The sequence below is a fragment of the Escherichia sp. KTE52 genome, from assembly GCF_000408325.1.
Lineage (GTDB): Bacteria > Pseudomonadota > Gammaproteobacteria > Enterobacterales > Enterobacteriaceae > Escherichia > Escherichia marmotae.
Genome location: NZ_KE138677.1, coordinates 674,832 through 696,950, shown reverse-complemented (window position 1 = coordinate 696,950; position 22,119 = coordinate 674,832). Strand labels below are relative to the sequence as shown.

General features: G+C 52.0%; 21 protein-coding genes. 12 read left to right on the top strand and 9 right to left on the bottom strand.

The window, feature by feature from the left end; translation table 11 throughout:
- Window positions 1–4 precede the first annotated feature (4 nt).
- Window positions 5–1,534, top strand: a complete 1,530-nt coding sequence (gene nuoM / locus A1SC_RS13865) for an NADH-quinone oxidoreductase subunit M (protein WP_001516777.1) — start codon at window positions 5–7, stop codon at window positions 1,532–1,534.
- Between the two features lie 6 nt (window positions 1,535–1,540).
- Window positions 1,541–2,998 (top strand): NADH-quinone oxidoreductase subunit NuoN, encoded by a 1,458-nt coding sequence (gene nuoN / locus A1SC_RS13870; RefSeq protein WP_016262184.1) that lies wholly within the window; start codon window positions 1,541–1,543, stop codon window positions 2,996–2,998.
- Between the two features lie 67 nt (window positions 2,999–3,065).
- Here nuoN and A1SC_RS13875 read toward each other — a convergent pair whose 3' ends face one another.
- Window positions 3,066–3,569 (bottom strand): YfbM family protein, encoded by a 504-nt coding sequence (locus A1SC_RS13875; RefSeq protein ID WP_000525379.1) that lies wholly within the window; start codon window positions 3,567–3,569, stop codon window positions 3,066–3,068.
- Between the two features lie 101 nt (window positions 3,570–3,670).
- Complete coding sequence (locus A1SC_RS13880; protein ID WP_001516775.1) at window positions 3,671–4,642, bottom strand: M28 family metallopeptidase; 972 nt, start codon at window positions 4,640–4,642, stop codon at window positions 3,671–3,673.
- A gap of 137 nt (window positions 4,643–4,779) precedes the next feature.
- Here A1SC_RS13880 and A1SC_RS13885 point away from each other — a divergent pair, with 137 nt between their 5' ends.
- Window positions 4,780–6,543 carry a vWA domain-containing protein gene (locus A1SC_RS13885; protein ID WP_016262183.1) on the top strand — a complete coding sequence of 588 codons (1,764 nt, stop codon included), beginning with the start codon at window positions 4,780–4,782 and terminating at the stop codon, window positions 6,541–6,543.
- A 121-nt stretch (window positions 6,544–6,664) separates the two neighbouring features.
- Here the strand turns inward: A1SC_RS13885 and rbn are convergent, their stop codons facing one another.
- On the bottom strand, window positions 6,665–7,582 hold the full coding sequence (gene rbn, locus A1SC_RS13890; RefSeq protein WP_016262182.1) for a ribonuclease BN: 918 nt from the start codon (window positions 7,580–7,582) through the stop codon (window positions 6,665–6,667).
- Window positions 7,583–7,646: 64 nt separating this feature from the next.
- On the opposite strand from rbn, the gene A1SC_RS13895 reads away from it, so the two are divergent.
- From A1SC_RS13895 to pmrD, 9 genes are all read left to right on the top strand, one after another.
- Window positions 7,647–8,108 carry a GNAT family N-acetyltransferase gene (locus A1SC_RS13895; protein WP_000568147.1) on the top strand — a complete coding sequence of 154 codons (462 nt, stop codon included), beginning with the start codon at window positions 7,647–7,649 and terminating at the stop codon, window positions 8,106–8,108.
- Window positions 8,109–8,162: 54 nt separating this feature from the next.
- Window positions 8,163–8,468, top strand: coding sequence for a stress response protein ElaB (gene elaB, locus A1SC_RS13900; RefSeq protein WP_000070671.1), 306 nt, complete (start codon window positions 8,163–8,165; stop codon window positions 8,466–8,468).
- A 78-nt stretch (window positions 8,469–8,546) separates the two neighbouring features.
- Window positions 8,547–9,842: an isochorismate synthase MenF gene (menF, locus tag A1SC_RS13905; protein WP_001516773.1), complete on the top strand. Its 1,296-nt coding sequence runs from the start codon at window positions 8,547–8,549 to the stop codon at window positions 9,840–9,842.
- 88 nt (window positions 9,843–9,930) lie between these two features.
- The gene (menD, locus tag A1SC_RS13910) at window positions 9,931–11,601 is read left to right on the top strand and encodes a 2-succinyl-5-enolpyruvyl-6-hydroxy-3-cyclohexene-1-carboxylic-acid synthase (protein ID WP_016262181.1); all 1,671 of its coding nucleotides are present in this window, start codon (window positions 9,931–9,933) and stop codon (window positions 11,599–11,601) included.
- Entirely contained in the window at window positions 11,598–12,356 is a 759-nt protein-coding gene (gene menH / locus A1SC_RS13915) for a 2-succinyl-6-hydroxy-2,4-cyclohexadiene-1-carboxylate synthase (protein WP_016249000.1), read from the top strand. The genes menD and menH overlap by 4 nt, the downstream gene beginning before the upstream one ends.
- 14 nt (window positions 12,357–12,370) lie before the next feature.
- On the top strand, window positions 12,371–13,228 hold the full coding sequence (menB, locus tag A1SC_RS13920; protein WP_000640000.1) for a 1,4-dihydroxy-2-naphthoyl-CoA synthase: 858 nt from the start codon (window positions 12,371–12,373) through the stop codon (window positions 13,226–13,228).
- Complete coding sequence (gene menC, locus A1SC_RS13925) at window positions 13,228–14,190, top strand: o-succinylbenzoate synthase (RefSeq protein ID WP_001255642.1); 963 nt, start codon at window positions 13,228–13,230, stop codon at window positions 14,188–14,190. Before menB ends, menC begins: the two co-directional genes overlap by 1 nt.
- Complete coding sequence (gene menE / locus A1SC_RS13930; protein WP_016248999.1) at window positions 14,187–15,542, top strand: o-succinylbenzoate--CoA ligase; 1,356 nt, start codon at window positions 14,187–14,189, stop codon at window positions 15,540–15,542. The genes menC and menE overlap by 4 nt, the downstream gene beginning before the upstream one ends.
- 109 nt (window positions 15,543–15,651) lie before the next feature.
- Window positions 15,652–15,918, top strand: a complete 267-nt coding sequence (pmrD, locus tag A1SC_RS13935; RefSeq protein WP_010376827.1) for a signal transduction protein PmrD — start codon at window positions 15,652–15,654, stop codon at window positions 15,916–15,918.
- Here the strand turns inward: pmrD and arnF are convergent.
- From arnF to arnC, 6 genes are read right to left on the bottom strand one after another with little or no spacing between them, the layout of a single operon-like run.
- Complete coding sequence (gene arnF / locus A1SC_RS13940) at window positions 15,912–16,298, bottom strand: 4-amino-4-deoxy-L-arabinose-phosphoundecaprenol flippase subunit ArnF (protein WP_016262180.1); 387 nt, start codon at window positions 16,296–16,298, stop codon at window positions 15,912–15,914. The genes pmrD and arnF overlap by 7 nt on opposite strands.
- Entirely contained in the window at window positions 16,298–16,633 is a 336-nt protein-coding gene (gene arnE, locus A1SC_RS13945) for a 4-amino-4-deoxy-L-arabinose-phosphoundecaprenol flippase subunit ArnE (protein WP_000638004.1), read from the bottom strand. Before arnE ends, arnF begins: the two co-directional genes overlap by 1 nt.
- Window positions 16,630–18,282: a lipid IV(A) 4-amino-4-deoxy-L-arabinosyltransferase gene (arnT, locus tag A1SC_RS13950; RefSeq protein ID WP_001516768.1), complete on the bottom strand. Its 1,653-nt coding sequence runs from the start codon at window positions 18,280–18,282 to the stop codon at window positions 16,630–16,632. The genes arnE and arnT overlap by 4 nt, the downstream gene beginning before the upstream one ends.
- The gene (arnD, locus tag A1SC_RS13955; RefSeq protein WP_000598503.1) at window positions 18,279–19,172 is read right to left on the bottom strand and encodes a 4-deoxy-4-formamido-L-arabinose-phosphoundecaprenol deformylase; all 894 of its coding nucleotides are present in this window, start codon (window positions 19,170–19,172) and stop codon (window positions 18,279–18,281) included. The genes arnT and arnD overlap by 4 nt, the downstream gene beginning before the upstream one ends.
- A 2-nt stretch (window positions 19,173–19,174) precedes the next feature.
- A complete protein-coding gene (gene arnA, locus A1SC_RS13960) occupies window positions 19,175–21,151 on the bottom strand; it encodes a bifunctional UDP-4-amino-4-deoxy-L-arabinose formyltransferase/UDP-glucuronic acid oxidase ArnA (RefSeq protein ID WP_016262179.1) in 1,977 nt (658 codons plus the stop codon).
- On the bottom strand, window positions 21,151–22,119 hold the full coding sequence (gene arnC, locus A1SC_RS13965) for an undecaprenyl-phosphate 4-deoxy-4-formamido-L-arabinose transferase (RefSeq protein ID WP_000459655.1): 969 nt from the start codon (window positions 22,117–22,119) through the stop codon (window positions 21,151–21,153). The genes arnA and arnC overlap by 1 nt, the downstream gene beginning before the upstream one ends.

Sequence of the window (22,119 nt, the reverse complement as noted above, 5' to 3'; positions counted from 1 at the left end):
CGCCATGTTACTACCCTGGCTAATATTAATTCCCTTTATTGGCGGCTTCCTGTGCTGGCAGACCGAACGCTTTGGCGTAAAGGTGCCGCGCTGGATCGCGCTAATCACCATGGGATTGACGCTGGCGCTGTCGCTGCAACTGTGGTTGCAGGGCGGTTATTCACTGACGCAATCCGCCGGAATTCCGCAGTGGCAGTCTGAATTCGACATGCCGTGGATCCCGCGTTTTGGAATCTCTATTCACCTCGCCATTGATGGTCTGTCGTTGCTGATGGTCGTGCTGACAGGTCTGCTCGGCGTGCTGGCGGTACTTTGCTCGTGGAATGAGATCGAAAAATATCAGGGCTTCTTCCACCTCAACCTGATGTGGATCCTGGGCGGTGTTATCGGCGTGTTCCTTGCCATCGACATGTTCCTGTTCTTCTTCTTCTGGGAAATGATGCTGGTGCCGATGTACTTCCTGATCGCACTGTGGGGGCATAAAGCTTCTGACGGTAAAACGCGTATCACGGCGGCAACCAAATTCTTCATCTACACCCAGGCGAGTGGTCTGGTGATGTTGATCGCCATCCTGGCGCTGGTCTTCGTTCACTACAATGCGACCGGTGTCTGGACCTTCAACTATGAAGAGCTGCTGAATACGCCAATGTCCAGCGGTGTGGAATATCTGTTGATGCTGGGCTTCTTCATCGCCTTTGCGGTGAAAATGCCGGTGGTTCCACTGCACGGTTGGTTGCCAGATGCCCACTCCCAGGCACCGACTGCCGGTTCCGTTGACCTCGCGGGGATCTTGCTGAAAACCGCCGCTTACGGTCTGCTGCGTTTCTCCCTGCCGTTGTTCCCGAACGCGTCGGCAGAGTTTGCGCCAATCGCGATGTGGCTGGGTGTTATCGGCATCTTCTACGGTGCGTGGATGGCCTTTGCCCAGACTGATATCAAACGTCTGATCGCCTACACCTCGGTTTCCCACATGGGCTTCGTGCTGATTGCTATCTATACCGGCAGCCAGTTGGCCTACCAGGGCGCGGTTATTCAGATGATTGCGCACGGCTTGTCGGCGGCGGGTCTGTTTATTCTCTGCGGTCAGCTCTATGAACGTATCCACACCCGTGACATGCGCATGATGGGCGGTCTGTGGAGCAAAATGAAATGGCTGCCAGCACTGTCGCTGTTCTTTGCTGTGGCAACGCTTGGGATGCCGGGCACTGGTAACTTCGTCGGTGAATTTATGATTCTGTTCGGCAGCTTCCAGGTCGTCCCGGTCATTACCGTTATCTCTACTTTTGGGCTGGTCTTTGCGTCTGTTTATTCGCTGGCAATGCTGCATCGCGCTTACTTCGGTAAGGCGAAAAGCGAGATTGCCAGCCAGGAACTGCCAGGGATGTCGCTGCGTGAGTTGTTTATGATCCTGTTGCTGGTGGTGCTGCTGGTACTGCTGGGCTTCTGGCCGCAGCCGATTCTGGATACCTCGCACTCCGCGATTGGCAATATCCAGCAGTGGTTTGTTAATTCCGTTACTACTACAAGGCCGTAAATCGCCATGACAATAACTCCACAAAACCTGATCGCACTGCTACCGTTGCTGATCGTCGGCTTGACGGTGGTGGTTGTGATGCTCTCCATTGCGTGGCGACGCAATCACTTCCTCAACGCCACGCTGTCGGTCATTGGGCTTAACGCGGCGCTGGTTTCGCTCTGGTTTGTTGGCCAGGCGGGCGCTATGGACGTCACGCCGCTGATGCGTGTTGATGGTTTCGCCATGCTCTACACCGGGCTGGTACTTCTGGCGAGCCTCGCCACCTGTACTTTTGCCTACCCGTGGCTTGAAGGTTATAACGACAATAAGGACGAGTTCTACCTGTTGGTGTTAATTGCCTCCTTGGGTGGGATCTTGCTGGCGAATGCCAACCATCTGGCGTCTCTGTTCCTCGGTATCGAACTGATCTCTCTGCCGTTGTTTGGCCTGGTCGGTTACGCTTTCCGCCAGAAACGTTCGCTGGAAGCCAGTATCAAATACACCATTCTTTCTGCCGCAGCGTCTTCTTTCTTGCTGTTCGGTATGGCGCTGGTGTACGCGCAGTCTGGCGACCTGTCGTTCGTCGCGCTGGGTAAAAACCTCGGTGATGGTATGCTCAACGAGCCGCTGTTACTGGCGGGTTTTGGCCTGATGATTGTCGGCCTCGGCTTCAAACTTTCTCTGGTGCCGTTCCACCTGTGGACACCAGACGTATACCAGGGCGCGCCTGCGCCGGTTTCCACCTTCCTGGCGACGGCGAGCAAAATCGCTATCTTCGGCGTGGTGATGCGTCTGTTCCTTTACGCACCGGTGGGCGACAGCGAAGCGATTCGCGTGGTGCTGGCGATTATCGCCTTTGCCTCCATCATCTTCGGTAACCTGATGGCGCTGAGCCAGACCAATATCAAACGTCTGCTCGGTTACTCGTCTATCTCTCACCTCGGTTATCTGCTGGTGGCACTGATTGCGCTGCAAACCGGCGAGATGTCGATGGAAGCGGTAGGGGTTTACCTCGCCGGTTATCTGTTCAGCAGCCTCGGCGCGTTCGGTGTGGTCAGCCTGATGTCCAGCCCGTATCGTGGCCCGGATGCTGATTCCCTGTTCTCTTACCGCGGACTGTTCTGGCATCGTCCGATCCTCGCGGCGGTGATGACGGTGATGATGCTGTCACTGGCCGGTATCCCGATGACGCTGGGCTTTATCGGTAAGTTCTACGTGCTGGCGGTCGGTGTTCAGGCGCACCTGTGGTGGCTGGTGGGCGCTGTGGTTGTCGGTTCGGCAATCGGCCTCTACTACTACCTGCGCGTGGCGGTGAGCCTGTACCTTCATGGTTCAGAACAGCCAAACCGTGATGCACCGTCAGACTGGCAGTACACGGCAGGCGGCATCGTGGTGCTGATCTCCGCACTGTTGGTACTGGTGCTGGGTGTATGGCCGCAACCGCTGATCAGCATTGTACGTTTGGCAATGCCGCTGATGTAAGCAGTCAGTTCGTAAGTCAGAAAGCCGCCGACATGTTCGGCGGTTTTTTATGGTGCCTTTGACACCATCACCCAACAATAACCGTCAGCGCATGATTCCCTTGTCGCAGCATACGTCGATACGCGCTAATCAACTTCTCCATATCAAGCATGATCGACGCAAAGAGTTGGCCCTCTAACTCTTCTGAAAAGGTCACTCCCGGATAAATCTCCATTTCATTGAGTCGCTTAATGGAAAACTGTTTACGCAGCTCACTTCGATCCAGAGCTTCCAGGCGGTCGATTGTCGCGGCTAACTCCTGATTCCAGGTCAATCCCAGGAAACCATCTATGCCATCTTCGAGGCTGTGTTCACCAAGCACGGCACGACTTAGCGGGTCATTCTTCGCGGGATCAAAAGCAGAGGTGCCTGTCAGGCCAAAATGTAAAAAATCCCAGCGCTTATCAATATCCAGTCGGCGTAAACCTGAAAGCGTGTCGTGAATATTGTCCATCAAAGGTTTTTCAGTAGACTCAAGCAGTTGGTTAACCTTTTCTGAATTAATTTCCGCAAAATAACCAATCATTCCCATTTGTTTTCCTCCGTTGAATTTCATTTTTCGCATCTTAAATCAGATGCCACAAAATAAAATTACAGCAGTCATTTTTCTGGAGCTGCCTCGAGAAATTTTTATTATTTACTGTTATGCAACAAACTAATAACGCCATCAATTACCTGCGCCATTTTCTGGTAATTGAGTCTGTCTGCAGTATCGCCAGACTGGTGATATTGTTTATTTCGATAAAACGCAGTGTCTGTAATCATGACGGCAGGAATATCTTGCTGCCAGTAATTGAGATGGTCGGAGAAATCGATACCGGGAATAAATCCCGGTGCGTTAATAGAATAAACAGGCAACTCTGTTGCTGATAACAACGCAGATTTTACCTGACGCACAGCGCTGATATCCTGCATTCTGCCAACCACTGCAATAAAATCACCACGGTCGGGATAAAGCCAGGACATGACAGAGTAAGGGTAATCCTGACTCCCGGATGCGGAGTCGTAATAACCAATCATCTCCAGCGCTATCATTAATTTCACCGGACGCTCAAGCGAAGCGGCGTGTACCGCGCTCCCCATTTCATCGCTACGAAAGAAGGGCGGTTCTTCCGACGCATAGGCGACTAGTTGAACGCCTGTTTTCGGCGCTTGCTGCTGTAACAAACGTGCCAGCTCCAGTAGTCCGGCGACGCCGCTGGCGTTATCATCCGCGCCTGGCGTATAGATTAATTGGTCGTTTTCATAACTGGTTGCGGAATCATAGTGCGCCCCAATAATAATCAGCGATCCATCGGCAGGACCGTAATCAGCAACAATGTTTTTGTAGGGGCCACCAGTAATGGGGACGTCCTGCACGGTAACTCTGGCACCGCTACTGACAAAGACCTCTTTTATATACTCTGCGGATCTATTCAGATTATCAATATTGTCAGCACTACGTGGATGCACAGTTTGTGTAAAGTAACGAACTGTTTTTTCTAATTGCTCGGGACTTGCGTGCCGGGGCGTTGGCGGTAATGCATTGACCCAGGGTTGATAAAAAACAATTAGAGGAAGTGAAAGCAAGAACAATATAAAAAAGGGAAAGGTTATTTTTTTCATATACAAATTATTAATAGGTTTTGTTGTTGAATTATTATTTGTTATGGGTTTCGGGATTGTATTTTATTAAGATTGGTCGGATTATACAAAGAGTCTATTTTATGTCTGGTAGCTGAGTTTATTTAAAAGGATTTTATATGCGAAATAAAAATATAATCATGTTGCTTATTAGTAGTTTGATTTTGTCAGGATGTGGGCAGGAATCTGATGATAAGGAAAGTCAGCAACAACAATCTACTACACCCACAGACCAGCAAGTACTTGCCGCGCAACAAGCGGCAACAAAAGTGGCGGAGCAAAGAGCCGCCGCCGCTAAAGCCGCTGCAGACGCGAAAGCAAAAACCTTAGCCCAGCATGAAGCGCAACAATCCTCAGACAAACAGGCTTTGCCGGGGCGATTGCAGGAAGCGCCAACATTTGAAAGAGCGGCTAAAGCAAAAGCTACACGTATCGCAAATCCAGGAACAGCTCGCTACCAGCAGTTCGATGATAATCCGGTTAAGCAGGTAGCGCAAAACCCGTTGGCGACGTTTAGCCTTGACGTCGACACTGGCAGCTATGCAAATGTACGGCGTTTCCTCAATCAAGGGCTGTTACCTCCGCCAGACTCTGTGCGGGTGGAGGAGATGGTCAATTATTTTCCGTCAGACTGGGTTATTAATGATAAAAGCAATAATAAAGAGCCTGTTCCCGCCACTAAGCCAATACCTTTCGCTATGCGCTATGAACTGGCATCTGCGCCCTGGAATGAGCAGCGAACATTGCTGAAAGTTGATATCCTGGCGAAAGATCGCAAAAGTGAAGAGTTACCAGCTTCTAATCTGGTCTTTCTTATCGACACTTCTGGTTCAATGATTTCTAGTGAACGTTTGCCACTTATTCAGTCTTCGTTGAAATTATTGGTCAAAGAACTTCGTGAGCAGGATAACATTGCCATCGTAACCTACGCTGGCGACTCCCGTATTGCGTTGCCTTCTACCTCAGGGAATCACAAGTCAGAAATTAATGCCGCGATTGATTCGCTGGATGCGGAAGGCAGTACCAATGGCGGTGCCGGGCTGGAACTGGCTTATCAGCAGGCGGCGAAGGGGTTTATTAAGGGCGGCATCAATCGCATTTTATTGGCCACTGACGGTGACTTTAACGTTGGTATTGACGATCCAAAATCGATTGAATCAATGGTCAAAAAACAGCGGGAGTCCGGTGTTACTCTTTCGACGCTTGGCGTGGGGGATGACAATTACAACGAGGCAATGATGGTGCGAATTGCCGATGTTGGTAACGGCAACTACAGCTACATTGATACTCTCTCTGAAGCGCAGAAAGTGTTGAACAGTGAAATGCGGCAGACGTTGATTACCGTAGCAAAAGATGTCAAAGCGCAAATAGAGTTTAACCCCGCGTGGGTAACGGAATACCGTCAGATTGGTTATGAAAAGCGCCAACTTCGGGCGGAGGATTTTAATAACGACAACGTTGATGCGGGGGATATTGGCGCAGGTAAACATATAACGTTGTTATTCGAATTAACGCTGAATGGGCAAAAAGCATCAATTGATAAGTTACGCTATGCCCCGGATAACAAATCAGCGAAATCAGATAAAGCGAAAGAACTGGCCTGGTTAAAGATTCGTTGGAAATACCCGCAGGGAAAAGAAAGTCAGTTAGTTGAATTCCCGTTGGCACCCACAATAAACGCACCTTCAGAAGATATGCGTTTTCGCGCAGCAGTCGCTGCGTTTGGGCAAAAATTGCGCGGTTCTGAATACCTGAATAATACATCCTGGCAGCAGATCGAACAGTGGGCGCGGCAAGCGAAAGGACCGGATCAACAAGGCTACAGAGCGGAATTTATTCGCCTGATTGGGCTGGCGGAAGGTCTGGACAATTCACAAAACTAAAAATGATAAATCTGTTTGCCGGATATCGACATCAAGCGTATTCGGCAAACAGATGAAAAATACGTCAAATAAGTGCGTTGGCATCATTAAATTAATCTGCCAACTAACCACCGCTTTCGACTTAAATGCTAAACACCGCGAAATCGCTCGCCAGTTCGGTTGCCGGGAAAATCGACCGGCATTCGTGTAACAAGTGCTGACAGCCTTTATCATCATAGCGCGAACTAACATGGGTAATGATTAGTTTACCGACACCAGCTTCACGGGCCAGTGCCGCCGCCTGGCGTGTGGAGCTGTGGCCGCGACTGTTGGCTTTGGCCTCCATCGCCATATCCAGCGTCGCTTCGTGAACCATTATGTCGACACCTTTAGCAAGGTCGATTGCGGCATCGCAAGGGCCGGTATCACCGAAAATGGCGATTGATTTACCCGGTGTAGGCGCGTCTAAATAATCAGCGCCGTTAATCTGCCGACCGTCTTCCAGCGTGACTGCTTTGCCTTTTTTCAAATCCTGAAACAACGGACCGGGTTGTACACCGGCATCTTTTAACGCCCGGGCGTTCAGCGCGCCAGGTTTATCATGTTCCTCAATACGATAGCCGTAACATTCCAGCGGATGTTCCATCGGATAAGCTGTCACTTTACGCAAGCCATCATCAAGAATTTCGCCTGCGCTAATTTCAATAATCTCCAGTGGATAATCAGTCCACGAGCCACTAATGCGTAACGCTGTCTCAACAAATTCACGGATACCTTGCGGACCATAAATGGTTAAGGGTTGCACAATGCCTGACATGGAACGACTGCATAGCAACCCGGGCAAGCCAAAAAGATGATCGCCATGTAAATGGCTTATAAAAATCCTGTCCAGTTTTCCGGGGTTAAATGCCGTGTGCAACATCTGGTGTTGTGTACCTTCACCGCAGTCAAATAACCAAAGCCCGGCTCGCGTTGGATGTTGCAGATTAAGCAATATTGCCGTGACATTCCGTGTTCGGGTCGGAACCCCCGCTGAAGTACCTAAAAAAATTAATTCCATGAGTTCATCACGCTGCTGAAAATATTCCAGCTAGTATAAAGCAAACAGCACAAAGGAGCCTTCCATGATCGACTGGCAAGATCTGCATCATTCTGATTTATCTGTTTCTCAGCTTTATGCCTTATTACAACTACGCTGCGCGGTATTTGTGGTGGAGCAAAACTGCCCTTATCAGGATATCGACGGTGATGATCTGGTAGGAGAAAATCGCCATCTTCTCGGCTGGCATCACGGGACACTGGTGGCGTATGCGAGGATACTGAAAAGTGATGATGATCTCGAACCGGTGGTGATTGGTCGGGTGATTGTCAGCGAGGCCTTACGCGGCGAAAAAATCGGTCAGCAATTGATGAGCAAGGCGCTGGAATCATGTACGCGCCACTGGCCGGACAAGGCGATTTATCTGGGGGCGCAGGCGCACTTACAAAACTTTTATGAGCAATTTGGTTTCATCCCAGTGACCGATATTTATGAGGAAGATGGTATTCCGCATATCGGGATGGCGCGCGAGGTTAATCAGGCGTGATTGATAACAGTTGTCTATAGTTAGTGGCAGGTTTTACGTAAATGGAGAACGAGAATGTCTAATCAATTTAGTGATACACGTATCGATGACGACCTGACGTTACTGAGTGAAACACTGGAAGAGGTGCTACGCTCCTCTGGCGATCCCGCCGATCAAAAATATGTTGAGCTAAAGGCGCGGGCAGAAAAGGCGCTGGATGATGTGAAAAAAAGGGTAAGTCAGGCTTCCGACAGCTATTACTATCGGGCGAAGCAGGCGGTATATCGTGCCGATGACTACGTCCATGAAAAACCCTGGCAGGGGATTGGTGTGGGCGCGGCCGTTGGACTGGTATTAGGACTGTTGCTGGCACGCCGTTAAAACCTCCCTACACTGGGGTACTGCATTTTTTGTGCAGTACCCCGTATAATGTGAGGCTTTTAACAGGGAGAGGTCCGCGTGCAATCACTTACTACGGCGCTGGGAAATCTACTGCGCCATTTGTCGCAAGAGATTCCGGCGACACCCGGCATTCGGGTTTTCGATGTTCCTTTCCCCCTTAATGACGCTTTTGATGCTTTAAGCTGGTTGGCCAGTCAGCAAACGTATCCGCAATTCTACTGGCAACAACGTAATGGTGATGAAGAGGCCGCGGTGCTGGGCGCGATTGCCAGCTTTACGTCGTTGGACCAGGCACAACGTTTTCTTCGTCAGTACCCGGAACATCCCGACTTACGCATTTGGGGGCTGAATGCGTTTGACCCGTCACAAGGTCATTTACTTTTGCCGCGTCTGGAATGGCGGCGCTGTGCGGGAAAAGCGAGCTTTCGCCTGACCCTTTTCAGCGAAACGTCCCTTCAGAATGACGCAAATCAGGCAAAAGAATTCATTACTACACTGGCGAATACCAAACCGTTGCCCGCGTTGCATTTAACCACTCCACAAGAAAACCACTGGCCAGACAAATCGGGCTGGACGCGGTTAATTAAACTGGCGACCGACACCATTGCGGAAGGTGAGCTGGATAAAGTCGTACTGGCGCGGGCGACAGATCTGCATTTTGCAAGTCCGGTCAATGCGGCGGCAATGATGGCTGCCAGCCGTCGACTGAATCTTAACTGTTACCATTTCTACATGGGCTTTGATGGCGAAAGCGCATTTCTCGGCTCAACGCCTGAGCGACTATGGCGGCGGCGTGACAAAGCGCTGCGCACTGAAGCCCTTGCCGGAACGGTGGCAAATCACCCCGACGATAAACAGGCGCAGCGGTTGGCCGAGTGGCTGATGGCGGATGATAAAAACCAACGTGAAAACATGCTGGTGGTGGAAGATATCTGCCAGCGATTACAGTCTGATACCCAGACACTGGATATTTTGCCGCCGCAGGTACTTCGCCTGCGAAAAGTACAACATCTGCGTCGCTGCATCTGGACTTCACTCAATAAAGCAGATGACGAGGTTTGCTTGCATCAGTTGCAGCCAACGGCAGCCGTAGCAGGCTTACCGCGCGATCTGGCGCGGCAGTTTATCGCGCAACACGAACCGTTTACCCGTGAATGGTACGCTGGCTCTGCGGGTTATCTTTCTCTACAACAAAGTGAATTCTGCGTTTCCCTGCGCTCGGCAAAAATCAGTGACAATGTAGTGCGTCTGTATGCCGGAGCAGGTATTGTCCGTGGCTCAGATCCCGAGCAAGAGTGGCAGGAAATCGACAACAAAGCGGCAGGACTGCGGACTTTATTACAAATGGAATAGTAATGAGTCGCATCATTATCGATTCATATCAATAATCTAATTTTGTAGCTCTCTATACTTAGCCGCAATATTGATACCGGACAAACTCATGTCAGTAAGCGCATTTAACCGACGCTGGGCGGCGGTCATTCTGGAAGCATTAACACGTCACGGCGTCAGACACGTCTGCATCGCCCCTGGCTCTCGTTCTACGCCATTAACTCTGGCGGCAGCGGAAAATTCCGCATTCATTCATCACACCCATTTTGATGAGCGTGGGCTGGGACATCTGGCGCTGGGGCTGGCGAAGGTCAGCAAACAGCCGGTGGCGGTGATTGTGACCTCCGGCACGGCGGTAGCGAATCTCTATCCGGCGCTGATTGAGGCTGGGCTAACTGGAGAAAAACTGATCCTGTTAACCGCCGATCGTCCTCCGGAACTGATTGATTGCGGTGCGAATCAGGCGATTCGCCAGCCGGGTATGTTCGCTTCTCATCCCACGCATAGCATTTCACTACCACGCCCGACCCAGGATATTCCTGCGCGTTGGCTGGTTTCCACCATCGATCACGCTTTAGGTACGCTGCATACGGGGGGAGTCCATATCAACTGCCCGTTTGCCGAACCGCTGTATGGCGAGATGGACGACACGGGGCTGGCGTGGCAACAACGCTTGGGCGACTGGTGGCAGGATGATAAACCGTGGCTGCGTGAAGCCCCTCGGCTGGAGAGCGAAAAACAGCGCGACTGGTTCTTCTGGCGGCAAAAGCGCGGCGTGGTGGTTGCGGGGCGCATGAGTGCGGAAGAGGGCAAAAAAGTTGCCCAGTGGGCGCAAACTCTTGGCTGGCCGCTGATTGGCGACGTGCTGTCGCAAACCGGGCAACCGCTGCCGTGTGCCGACTTGTGGTTAGGTAATACTAAAGCGATTGGCGAGTTACAGCAGGCGCAGATTGTGATCCAGATGGGTAGTAGCCTGACCGGAAAACGGTTACTGCAATGGCAGGCGAATTGTGAACCGGAAGAATACTGGATTGTTGATAACATCGAAGGGCGACTCGACCCGGCGCATCACCGTGGACGTCGGCTGATTGCCAATATTACTGACTGGCTGGAGTTGCATCCGGCTGAAAAACGTCAGCCCTGGTGCGTGGAGATCCCGCGTCTGGCTGAACAGGCGATGCAGGCAGTTGTTACCCGTCGCGATGCATTTGGCGAAGCGCAACTGGCGCACCGCATCAGCGAATACCTACCGGAACAGGGGCAACTGTTTGTCGGTAACAGCCTGGTGGTGCGTTTGATCGACGCACTCTCGCAACTTCCGGCAGGTTACCCGGTTTACAGCAACCGTGGAGCCAGCGGTATTGACGGTCTGATCTCGACCGCCGCTGGCGTTCAGCGGGCGAGCGGTAAACCGACACTGGCGATTGTTGGCGATCTCTCGGCGCTTTACGACCTGAACGCGCTGGCCTTGCTGCGCCAGGTTTCCGCGCCGCTGGTATTAATTGTGGTGAACAATAACGGCGGGCAAATCTTCTCGCTACTTCCCACACCAAAAAGCGAGCGTGAGCGTTTTTATTTAATGCCACAGAACGTTCATTTTGAGCACGCTGCCGCCATGTTCGAACTGAAATATCATCGCCCGCAAAACTGGGATGAGTTTGAATCGGCTCTGGCTGGCGCATGGCGCACCCCGACCACCACCGTGATTGAAATGGTCGTTAACGATACTGATGGTGCGCAAACACTCCAGCAGTTGCTGGCGCAGGTAAGCCATTTATGATCCTGCATGCGCAGGCAAAACACGGCAAGCCAGGTTTACCCTGGCTGGTTTTTCTGCACGGTTTTTCCGGAGATTGCCGCGAATGGCAGGAAGTGGGCGAGGCGTTTACGGACTACTCGCGATTGTATGTGGATCTCCCCGGACACGGCGGTTCAATGGCTATCAGCGTTGATGGTTTTGCTGATGTCACCGATGTGCTGCATAACACTCTTGTTAGTTACAACATACTAAATTACTGGCTGGTGGGATACTCCCTCGGTGGACGCGTGGCGATGATGGCGGCTTGTCAGGGGATGCCGGGGATTGGTGGGGTGATTGTCGAAGGCGGGCATCCAGGGCTGCAAAGTGCTGAACAACGTGCAGAACGTCAGCTTTCCGATCACCGCTGGGCGCAGCGTTTTCGCTCAGAACCGTTAACCGCGGTATTTACCGACTGGTATCAACAGCCTGTTTTTGCCTCGCTCAACGATGAGCAACGCCGGGAGCTGGTGGCACTGCGCAGCAACAATAACGGTGTAACTCTTGCCGCCATGCTGGAGGCTACTTCTCTCGCCGTCCAGCCTGATTTACGTGCTAACCTTAGCGCCCGCACATTTACGTTTTATTATTTATGTGGTGAACGTGACAGCAAATTCCGCGCTCTGGCAGCGGAACTGGCTGCCGACTGCCATGTCATTCCTCGCGCCGGACATAACGCGCACCGGGAAAATCCCGCTGGCGTAATCGCAAGTCTGGCGCAGATCTTGCGTTTCTGACTAAAGGACACAATATGATTTATCCTGATGAAGCAATGCTTTACGCACCGGTTGAATGGCACGACTGTTCCGAAGGTTTCGAGGACATTCGTTATGAAAAATCCACCGACGGTATCGCAAAAATCACCATTAATCGTCCGCAGGTGCGCAATGCCTTCCGTCCTCTGACGGTAAAAGAGATGATCCAGGCGCTGGCGGATGCGCGTTATGACGATAACATCGGCGTAATTATTCTGACTGGCGCAGGCGATAAAGCATTCTGCTCTGGCGGCGATCAGAAAGTGCGCGGCGACTACGGCGGCTATAAAGATGACTCCGGCGTACATCACCTGAACGTGCTGGACTTCCAGCGTCAGATCCGTACCTGTCCGAAACCGGTTGTCGCGATGGTTGCAGGTTACTCCATCGGCGGCGGTCATGTTCTACATATGATGTGCGACCTGACCATTGCGGCTGAAAACGCTATTTTCGGTCAGACTGGTCCGAAAGTTGGTTCCTTCGACGGTGGCTGGGGCGCTTCTTATATGGCTCGCATTGTCGGGCAGAAAAAAGCGCGTGAAATCTGGTTCCTGTGCCGTCAGTACGACGCCAAACAGGCGCTGGATATGGGCCTTGTGAACACCGTTGTACCGCTGGCGGATCTGGAAAAAGAAACCGTCCGCTGGTGTCGCGAAATGCTGCAAAACAGCCCAATGGCACTGCGCTGCCTGAAAGCCGCGCTGAATGCTGACTGTGATGGTCAGGCGGGGCTGCAGGAGCTGGCAGGTAACGCCACCATGCTGTTCTACATGACGGAAGAAGGTCAGGAAGGTCGTAACGCTTTCAACCAGAAACGTCAGCCTGATTTCAGCAAATTCAAACGGAATCCGTAATGCGTAGCGCGCAGGTATACCGCTGGCAGATCCCCATGGACGCGGGGGTGGTTCTGCGCGACAGGCGGTTAAAAACCCGCGACGGGCTGTATGTTTGCCTGCGTGAGGGCGAGCGTGAAGGGTGGGGAGAGATCTCCCCACTGCCGGGTTTCAGTCAGGAAACCTGGGAAGAAGCGCAGAGCGTGCTGCTTTCCTGGGTAAATAACTGGCTGGCAGGTGATTGCGAGCTACCGCAGATGCCTTCCGTCGCCTTTGGTGTGAGCTGTGCGCTGGCGGAGCTTACTGATGCGTTGCCGCAGGCAGCCAATTACCGTGCAGCGCCGCTGTGTAATGGCGATCCCGACGACCTGATCCTCAAACTTGCCGATATGCCTGGTGAGAAAGTGGCGAAGGTCAAAGTGGGATTGTACGAAGCGGTGCGCGACGGCATGGTGGTGAATCTGTTGCTGGAAGCGGTTCCGGATCTGCATTTGCGTCTTGACGCAAATCGCGCCTGGACGCCGCTGAAGGGTCAGCAGTTTGCGAAATACGTCAACCCTGATTACCGCGACCGCATCGCCTTCCTTGAAGAACCGTGCAAAACCCGTGATGATTCGCGCGCGTTTGCCCGTGAAACCGGCATCGCTATTGCCTGGGATGAAAGTCTGCGTGAGGCGGATTTTGCCTTTGTGGCAGAAGAAGGGGTTCGGGCTGTGGTTATCAAGCCCACGCTAACCGGTAGCCTGGAGAAAGTGCGTGAACAGGTGCAGGCAGCCCACGCGCTGGGGCTGACGGCGGTGATCAGTTCTTCCATCGAGTCGAGTTTAGGTTTAACGCAACTGGCGCGGGTTGCCGCCTGGTTAACGCCCGACACTATTCCGGGGCTGGATACGCTGGATCTGATGCAGGCGCAGCAGGTTCGTCGCTGGCCGGGTAGCCCGCTGCCGTTAGTGGAAGTGGATGCTCTGGAGCGGCTGCTATGATCTTCTCTGACTGGCCGTGGCGTCACTGGCGGCAAGTGCGGGGAGAAGCCATTGCCTTGCGTCTCAATAACGAGCAACTCAACTGGCGCGAGCTTTGTAGTCGCGTCGATGAGTTGGCTTCGGGTTTTGTGGCGCAGGGTGTGGTTGCAGGCAGCGGGGTGATGTTGCGGGCATGGAATACACCGCAAACGCTGCTCGTCTGGCTGGCGCTACTACAATGTGGGGCGCGAGTTCTGCCCGTAAACCCACAGCTTCCGCAACCGTTGCTTGAGGAATTGTTGCCCAATCTTACTCTGCAATTCGCGTTGGTGCCGGAAGGAGAAAACACGTTTCCGGCGTTAACTTCGCTGCAAATTCAGGTAGGAGAAGGCGCATACGTTGCCTCGTGGCAGCCGCAGCGTTTGTGCTCCATGACCTTAACTTCTGGTTCCACCGGTTTGCCGAAAGCCGCTGTCCATACCTGCCAGGCACACCTTGCCAGTGCGCAAGGTGTGTTATCGCTGATCCCCTTTGGTGAGCACGATGACTGGTTGCTCTCTTTGCCGCTGTTTCATGTTTCCGGTCAGGGGATTTTGTGGCGCTGGTTATACGCTGGCGCGCGGATGACGGTACGCGACAAACAACCGCTGGAACAAATGCTGGCAGGCTGTACTCACGCCTCGCTGGTGCCGACGCAGCTCTGGCGATTGCTGGTAAATCGCAGTTCGGTTTCCCTGAAAGCGGTGTTGCTTGGCGGCGCGGCAATTCCGGTCGAACTGACGGAGCAGGCACGCGGGCAGGGCATTCGTTGCTTTTGCGGCTATGGCCTGACAGAGTTCGCCTCTACGGTGTGTGCGAAAGAAGCCGACGGTCTGGCTGATGTCGGTTTTCCGTTGCCGGGGCGGGAAGTCAAAATCGTCAAGGATGAAGTATGGCTACGGGCTGCCAGCATGGCGGAGGGTTACTGGCGGAACGGACAACTGGTGCCGCTGGTCAATGACGAAGGCTGGTACGCTACCCGCGATCGTGGTGAGCTGCATAATGGCAAGCTGACTATTGTCGGGCGCTTAGACAACCTGTTCTTTAGCGGCGGCGAAGGTATTCAGCCTGAAGAGGTGGAGCGGGTTATTGCTGCGCATCCGGCGGTTTTGCAGGTATTTATCGTTCCCGTTGCAGACAAGGAGTTTGGTCATCGACCGGTAGCCGTTGTGGAGTATGACCAGCAAAGTGTTGATCTTAGCGAATGGGTGAAAGACAAGCTGGCGCGTTTTCAGCAACCAGTGCGTTGGCTTATGCTGCCGCCAGAGTTGAAAAACGGCGGCATTAAAATTTCACGTCAGGTGCTAAAAGAGTGGGTGCAACGTCAGGATTAAAAAATCATTAGTTTCATCTCTCATTTCCGCTATTCCATTGCCGTTGATAAAGAGTTTATCTGTTAATCTGTAAATTAATGTGAAAATTCTTATTAAACAGGATGGTGCAATGGAATGGCTGGTCAAAAAATCGTGCAGTAATAAGCAAGATAACAGACACATACTGAAGCTTTGTGATGCTGGCGGCACGATAAGAATGATTGCTGAAGTGCAAACTGACTTTAGCGTTAAATCAGGTGACCTGCTTTCTCCTCTACAGGATGCGCTTTATTGCATTAACCGGGAAAAGCAGCACACGGTGAAAGTCCTCTCGGCAAGCAGTTATAGTCCTGATGAGTGGGAACGACAGTGTAAATCTGGTGAAAAACATCAGTAACGTTGTTTTGCAATCGGCATGAAAATCAGCGTTAATCCGCACATAATACAGGCTACGCCCAGCATAGCCTTCAGCGAAAAAGTTCCTTCCCAGCCGGGAAGTATCATTGATGCAATCCATACCAGTACATAACTTACACTCAGTAAGGCGTAGGCTTTGCTGAGTGCCAGTTGATGTAACGCTTTATACCAGCAAAAAACGGAGATCAGATAACCAACCAGGCCGACAACCAGCATTCGGGCACCGAAATCAAAAGTAAAAAACGCTGCGATAAAATCCCATAATTGCGTCATCGGCGGCAGATGACTCGCCGCATAACCCAGACTTAATTGTGCAGCGGAAGCAATAATGACGCTGAATAATCCCCACATCAGGCCCATTACACCGTACTCCCCAGGATCACAATGCCGCCAATAATGAATGCCACCCCACACCAGTGGCGAAAAGACACCGGTTCGTGCCACAGTTTTATTGCTGCCAGCGTCACCCAGACAAAATTCAGGCTCAACATCGGGTAGGCAATGCCTACCGGCACGTTCTGTAATACCAGTAGCCAGAGTGCCATTGCCAGCCCGAGGCACACCAATGCCAGCGTCAGCCACAGTGCAATATGTTTGCGCCGTTTACTTACCGCCACAAAGCGAGTTGCCTGTTTCTGGCAGAGTTGCCCGGCTACGCTAAGCAGGCTGGCAAAGACTAAAATCAGCCAGATCATTTGGGGCGATACTGAATGAGCACCAGACGCCCCTGATGATCGACGGCATCTGCAGGTGGAATGGCGAGACGGTTGATATCCTCATCGTGGTCAACCGAAAGCACGAGTGTAATAATCCCCTCCTGTCGATGCTGATTTAGCCATTTGGCAAAATCATCGCCGCTGACAAATCTGCTTTTCGCATCCGGGTAATTAAGACCATATTTCAATTCACCCGTCTGGCGATACATGATGATGTCGTCGCGTTGCAGGCTCCATGCCAGACCAGCGGCAACACCGACGCTATCAGTAAGAATATAGCGGCTCGGCTGGAGTGACTCTTGCGTCATCTCAACAAAAAACTGCGGGTGTTTCCCTTCCATGACTCTGTCGGGGATCGCAAATCCCACGAGCAACGCCAGCCCCAACGGACAAAGCGCCGCAAAGGGCCAGTTTTTTTCCACATTCGTTAAGGTGTACCAACCGAAAAATGCCCACAGCGAAAAAATCGACCAGGAACAAAAGACCTTATAGATTTCGAAAGTCTGCCAGACAGGCGTGCCCATTGGTCCCCAGGGCGAAACAACAAACGTGGCAATAATGCCAGTGACGCCAAAAGCGATGTTAATCCAGCCATTAATCCGCAGCGCCAGAGGATTATTTTTTGCTGCCAGCAAAGCGTAATGCACCATCAGCATTGCCAGAGGCGCAAAGCAGGAGAGAATATAGGTCGGTAATTTACCTTTGGCGACAGAGAAAAACAGCAGCGGCATCACCGCCCAGCTCAAGAGATAGACGGTTGCGGAATGACGACGGTTTTTCCAGCTTGCGCGCAGCGCGCCGGGGAGCAATCCCAGCCACGGCAGACTACCGGCAATGATGACAGGCAAGTAGTACCAGAACGGGGCTTTATGTTGGGCATCATCCATCGCAAAGCGTTGAACATGTTCAACCCAGAAAAAGTAATGCCAGAAGTCAGGCTCCCGTTGTGCTATTGCCAGCCCCCAGGGAAGAACAGTCAGTACGCAACTGGCAACAGCCAGTCCGCCGTAAATAAGGAGATCTTTCCAGCGTTTTTGCATGGCTACCCACGGCAGCACGCTCAATACCGGTACGGCGAGGGCGAGAAAACCTTTAGTCATCACCCCCATGCCGCAGGTTAACCCCAGCAGTAAAAATCCCGCGCTTTTGCCTTTCCAGGTTTGCGCGTCCATTGCCAGCCAGAAGCTGCACATTCCCGCCATCAGCCAGAATGCAATGAATGGGTCGAGCACCGCATAAGTGCCGATGGCGTAGACAATAAACAGCGAGAGATAAACCACTGCGGCGAGTAGTGCCAGACGCTTATCGTGCCATAAACGCAGAGAAAACCAGGCCACCAGCGCGGCGGTTAACAGGGTCGCAAAGATAACGCCTGCCCGCACACCAACGTTATTCGCGCCAAACAGCCATTGCCCAATACTGTTGATCCAGTATCCGGCAATGGGTTTTTCGAAATAGCGTAGCCCTAACAGATGGGGCACAATCCAGTCGCCGGAGGCCAACATTTCCCGACTGATTTCCGCATAACGCGTTTCATCGGGTTGCCAGAGCAGACGATAATTAATCGGCAAGAGATAATAGACAGTGATAAACGCAAAGAATGCTGCGTAATAGCGAACAGATTTCATGGACGAGTTCCCGCAGCTTGTTGGCAACCGAGCCAGCCTTCACGTCCGGCAATACTTCCGCGGACAACTTGCCCGAGTGGCAAAGTCTCTGATAACAACTCGCTTAAAGGGCAAAACGTAATACCTGCACAGGCGGCACGTTTCAGAAGATCGACAAAATAATGCTGATAAGTGCAGCCTTCGACTTCTGCATGAATGGTATAAACTGGCGTCCCTTTCTCTCGCAGGATGCGGTTGAGCAGCCAGCCGTTAAAATCTTCCGCTTTCACATCCCGGCCAATGACTTCATCCCAGGTGGGTAACGTCACCGGGATTTGTGCTGTACCCGGTTTTCCTGATTCGAGCAACGGACGAAACGGCATTACTCCGCGACAATCGCTGTTGTAGCGCAAATGGAACGCTTCTTTTGCCTCAATCACCTGTTGATCGGCTCGCCAGCCAGCGGCGGCGGAACAGGTTATCGGTTGGCCAATAATCTCTTCCAGTGTGTGAAGACCACGCGCGATATCGTTCACCATCGTTTGCCGATCCCAGCTACCGCTATGGGCTTGCCAGGCGTGGTGATCCCAGGCGTGCAGGCCAACTTCGTGGTGTTTAGCCGCTTCACGAATGATGTCGGCATTGGCGTGGCCAATCTCTTTTCCTGGCCATGCAGTGCCTGCCAGCAGAATATCCCAGCCATAAAGCGACGCTGCGTTTGATCGCAACATCTTCATCAAAAACTGCGGCTTCACCAGCCGCCAGAGATGACGGCCCATATTGTCGGGGCCGACGCTGAAAAAAATGCTGGCCTGAATATTATGCTGACTCAAGATTTCCAGCAGACGCGGCACGCCTTCGCGGGTGCCGCGAAAGGTATCAACATCAATGCGTAAGCCCACTTTGATCATGATTATTTATCCGTAAGATCGACAGTGCGCAGGAAGAAATCCAGCGTCTCATCGATGGTTTCCTGCATATCAATTTTCGGTTCCCAATCCAGGCAGCGGCGGGCATTGCGGATGCCAGGCTTACGATGTGCCACGTCCTGATATCCTTTACCGTAGTAGCTGCTACTTTCGACGATGCGAAAGCCTGCAAACGGTGGGAAGTGATGGCGTAGAGGATGTTTTTCAAAGCTTGCCAGTAGCATCTGGCCCAGTTCTTCAATGCTCGCTTCGTTATCGGGGTTGCCGATATTAATAATCTCGCCATCACAGCGATTTCCCGTGTTTTCGATAATGCGAAACAGTGCTTCGATGCCGTCCCGAATATCAGTAAAGCAGCGTTTTTGTTTTCCGCCATCAATCAGCTTAATTGGCGATCCTTCTACCAGGTTTAGAATGAGTTGTGTAATGGCGCGCGAACTGCCAATTCGCGCTGCATTAAGGTTATCCAGCCGTGGCCCCATCCAGTTAAACGGCCGGAAGAGGGTAAACTGCAATCCTTCTTTTTCGCCATACGCCCAAATCACCCGGTCAAGCAATTGTTTTGATACCGAATAAATCCAGCGCGGTTTATTCACCGGCCCGACGATCAAATTAGAATGGTCTTCGTCGAAATATTTATCATTACACATCCCGTAAACTTCCGAGGTCGACGGGAAGATAATTCGCTTACGGTACTTCACGCAGTAACGGATAATGCGCAGATTCTCTTCAAAATCGAGTTCAAATACGCGCAGCGGGTTGCGGGTATACTCAATCGGTGTGGCAATCGCCACCAGCGGCAATACGACATCACATTTTTTGACGTGGTACTCAATCCATTCAGAATGAATGCTGATATCACCTTCGACAAAGTGAAAATGCGGATGATTAAGGAAACGACTAATGGCGTCGCTGCCGATATCCAACCCGTAGACTTCATAATGATCTTCGCGCAGCAGACGTTCTGTCAGATGGTTGCCAATAAAGCCATTCACCCCGAGGATCAACACCCGGGTACGGCGTCGGGCGGTGCAAACAGGTTGACTGTTAAGTCTTGAACCTTCAACCAGCCCTAGCGTCTGGGCTAATTGCGAACCTTGCATAGTAATTCCATCGCCCGCCTGTCCGGTGACAATTTCCAGCGCACCATCGCCACAGGCAATTAACAGCGGTGCAGCAGAAATCACGCTCCCCGGTTGTGCTGTGGACGCATGAGAATGCACGCGTGACGACCAGACGGTGAATTTCTGATTGCCTACATAGCTGAAGGCGCCAGGCCACGGATCGGCAACGGCACGCACCATGTTATGCAGTACGGATGCCGGTTTGTGCCACTCAAGGACGCTGTCATCTGGCGTTCTGCGACCAAAACAGGTGGCTTCGTTCTCGCGCTGGGCGATTTCCAGAATATTACCGTGTTTAATGGCGGGTAACGTCTGTTCCAGCAACTGACGCGCGGCGTAGCACAATTTATGATGCAGCGTAATGGCGATATCGTCCGGTGCAATGGCAACGCGTAGCTGGGCAACAATGGCTCCGGCATCGGCACGTTTCACCATCCGATGCAACGTAACGCCAGTTTCCGTTTCACCGTTCACCAGTACCCAGTTCAGTGGCGCGCGGCCGCGATATTTCGGTAACAGCGAACCATGCAGATTAAACGCGCCAGTGGGGGCAAGTTGCAAAATCTCGTCGCTGATCAAATGGCGATAATAAAAAGAGAAAATCACATCAGGTGACAGTTGGGCAATGCGTTCCACCCACAGAGGATGATTAACGTTATCCGGCGCGTAAACCGAAATCCCTCTTTCCGCCGCCAGGCGAGCGACCGAACCATAAAATGCTTTTTCGCCAGGATTATCGGTATGAGTAAAAATGGCGCTAATTTCGTAACCGGCAGCCAGCAAGGCTTCAATACCCAGGCAACCCATATCGTGATAGGCAAAAACGACGGCTTTCATTATTCATTTTCCTTGCTGGATGGACGGATAACTTGCTGCACAAAATAGCGGGGGCGGGCGCGGACATCGGTGTAGATCCGGCCAATATATTCACCGAGTAATCCCATGCCGATAAACTGAGCGCCAATAAAGGTAAACAGTACGGCAAACAGCATAAAGACGCCTTCTGCCGCCCACTGCGGTCCGAACGTCAGGCGTAAAATCACCAGTAGTACCGCAATGCTAAAACCACCAATCGCAATAATGCTGCCAAGCAGACTAAGCATACGTAACGGTGTGGTCGTGAGGCAGGTCACCAGGTCGTACATCAAATTAATCAGGCGCATAAAGCTGTATTTTGATTCGCCAAACTCACGCTCGGCATGGTGTACTGGAATTTCAATGGCGCGGCGGGCGAAGATATTCGCCAGAATCGGAATAAAGGTGCTGCGTTCATGGCAGTGCAACATGGCATCGACAATATGACGACGATAAGCGCGCAGCATACAGCCGTAGTCGCCCATCGCTTTGCCGGTGGTGCGCTGGATCAGTCGGTTAATCATCTTCGAGGCAGTTTTACGAAACCAGGTGTCCTGGCGGTTCTGGCGCACAGTCCCTACCACGTCGTAACCTTCATCGGCTTTTTCCACCAGGTGGGGGATCTCTTCTGGCGGATTCTGGAGATCGGCATCAAGAGTAATGATTAAGTCGCCGGTAACGTGACTGAAACCCGCCATAATTGCCGAATGTTGTCCGTAATTGCGGTTAAGCAAAATAGACACAATATGGCTGCCCTCTGCTTGTGAGGCATCGACCAGCATTTGCGCAGAATTGTCGTTACTGCCGTCATCAACCAGCAGTATTTCATACTCTTTGCCCAGCAATTCACAGGCTGCGGTGGTGCGCCTGATTAATTCCGGTAAACTTTCCTGCTCGTTATAAACGGGAATAACCACCGAGACTTTCTTAACAGGGTGGATGTCAAACAT

Bases quoted from the DNA above. Each gene is read 5' to 3' on its own strand.
- nuoM (WP_001516777.1), top strand. From the start codon at position 5: ATGTTACTACCCTGGCTAATATTAATTCCCTTTATTGGCGGCTTCCTG.
- nuoN (WP_016262184.1), top strand. From the start codon at position 1,541: ATGACAATAACTCCACAAAACCTGATCGCACTGCTACCGTTGCTGATC.
- A1SC_RS13875 (WP_000525379.1), bottom strand. From the start codon at position 3,569: ATGGGAATGATTGGTTATTTTGCGGAAATTAATTCAGAAAAGGTTAAC.
- A1SC_RS13880 (WP_001516775.1), bottom strand. From the start codon at position 4,642: ATGAAAAAAATAACCTTTCCCTTTTTTATATTGTTCTTGCTTTCACTT.
- A1SC_RS13885 (WP_016262183.1), top strand. From the start codon at position 4,780: ATGCGAAATAAAAATATAATCATGTTGCTTATTAGTAGTTTGATTTTG.
- rbn (WP_016262182.1), bottom strand. From the start codon at position 7,582: ATGGAATTAATTTTTTTAGGTACTTCAGCGGGGGTTCCGACCCGAACA.
- A1SC_RS13895 (WP_000568147.1), top strand. From the start codon at position 7,647: ATGATCGACTGGCAAGATCTGCATCATTCTGATTTATCTGTTTCTCAG.
- elaB (WP_000070671.1), top strand. From the start codon at position 8,163: ATGTCTAATCAATTTAGTGATACACGTATCGATGACGACCTGACGTTA.
- menD (WP_016262181.1), top strand. From the start codon at position 9,931: ATGTCAGTAAGCGCATTTAACCGACGCTGGGCGGCGGTCATTCTGGAA.
- menH (WP_016249000.1), top strand. From the start codon at position 11,598: ATGATCCTGCATGCGCAGGCAAAACACGGCAAGCCAGGTTTACCCTGG.
- menB (WP_000640000.1), top strand. From the start codon at position 12,371: ATGATTTATCCTGATGAAGCAATGCTTTACGCACCGGTTGAATGGCAC.
- menC (WP_001255642.1), top strand. From the start codon at position 13,228: ATGCGTAGCGCGCAGGTATACCGCTGGCAGATCCCCATGGACGCGGGG.
- menE (WP_016248999.1), top strand. From the start codon at position 14,187: ATGATCTTCTCTGACTGGCCGTGGCGTCACTGGCGGCAAGTGCGGGGA.
- pmrD (WP_010376827.1), top strand. From the start codon at position 15,652: ATGGAATGGCTGGTCAAAAAATCGTGCAGTAATAAGCAAGATAACAGA.
- arnF (WP_016262180.1), bottom strand. From the start codon at position 16,298: ATGGGCCTGATGTGGGGATTATTCAGCGTCATTATTGCTTCCGCTGCA.
- arnE (WP_000638004.1), bottom strand. From the start codon at position 16,633: ATGATCTGGCTGATTTTAGTCTTTGCCAGCCTGCTTAGCGTAGCCGGG.
- arnT (WP_001516768.1), bottom strand. From the start codon at position 18,282: ATGAAATCTGTTCGCTATTACGCAGCATTCTTTGCGTTTATCACTGTC.
- arnD (WP_000598503.1), bottom strand. From the start codon at position 19,172: ATGATCAAAGTGGGCTTACGCATTGATGTTGATACCTTTCGCGGCACC.
- arnA (WP_016262179.1), bottom strand. From the start codon at position 21,151: ATGAAAGCCGTCGTTTTTGCCTATCACGATATGGGTTGCCTGGGTATT.
- arnC (WP_000459655.1), bottom strand. From the start codon at position 22,119: ATGTTTGACATCCACCCTGTTAAGAAAGTCTCGGTGGTTATTCCCGTT.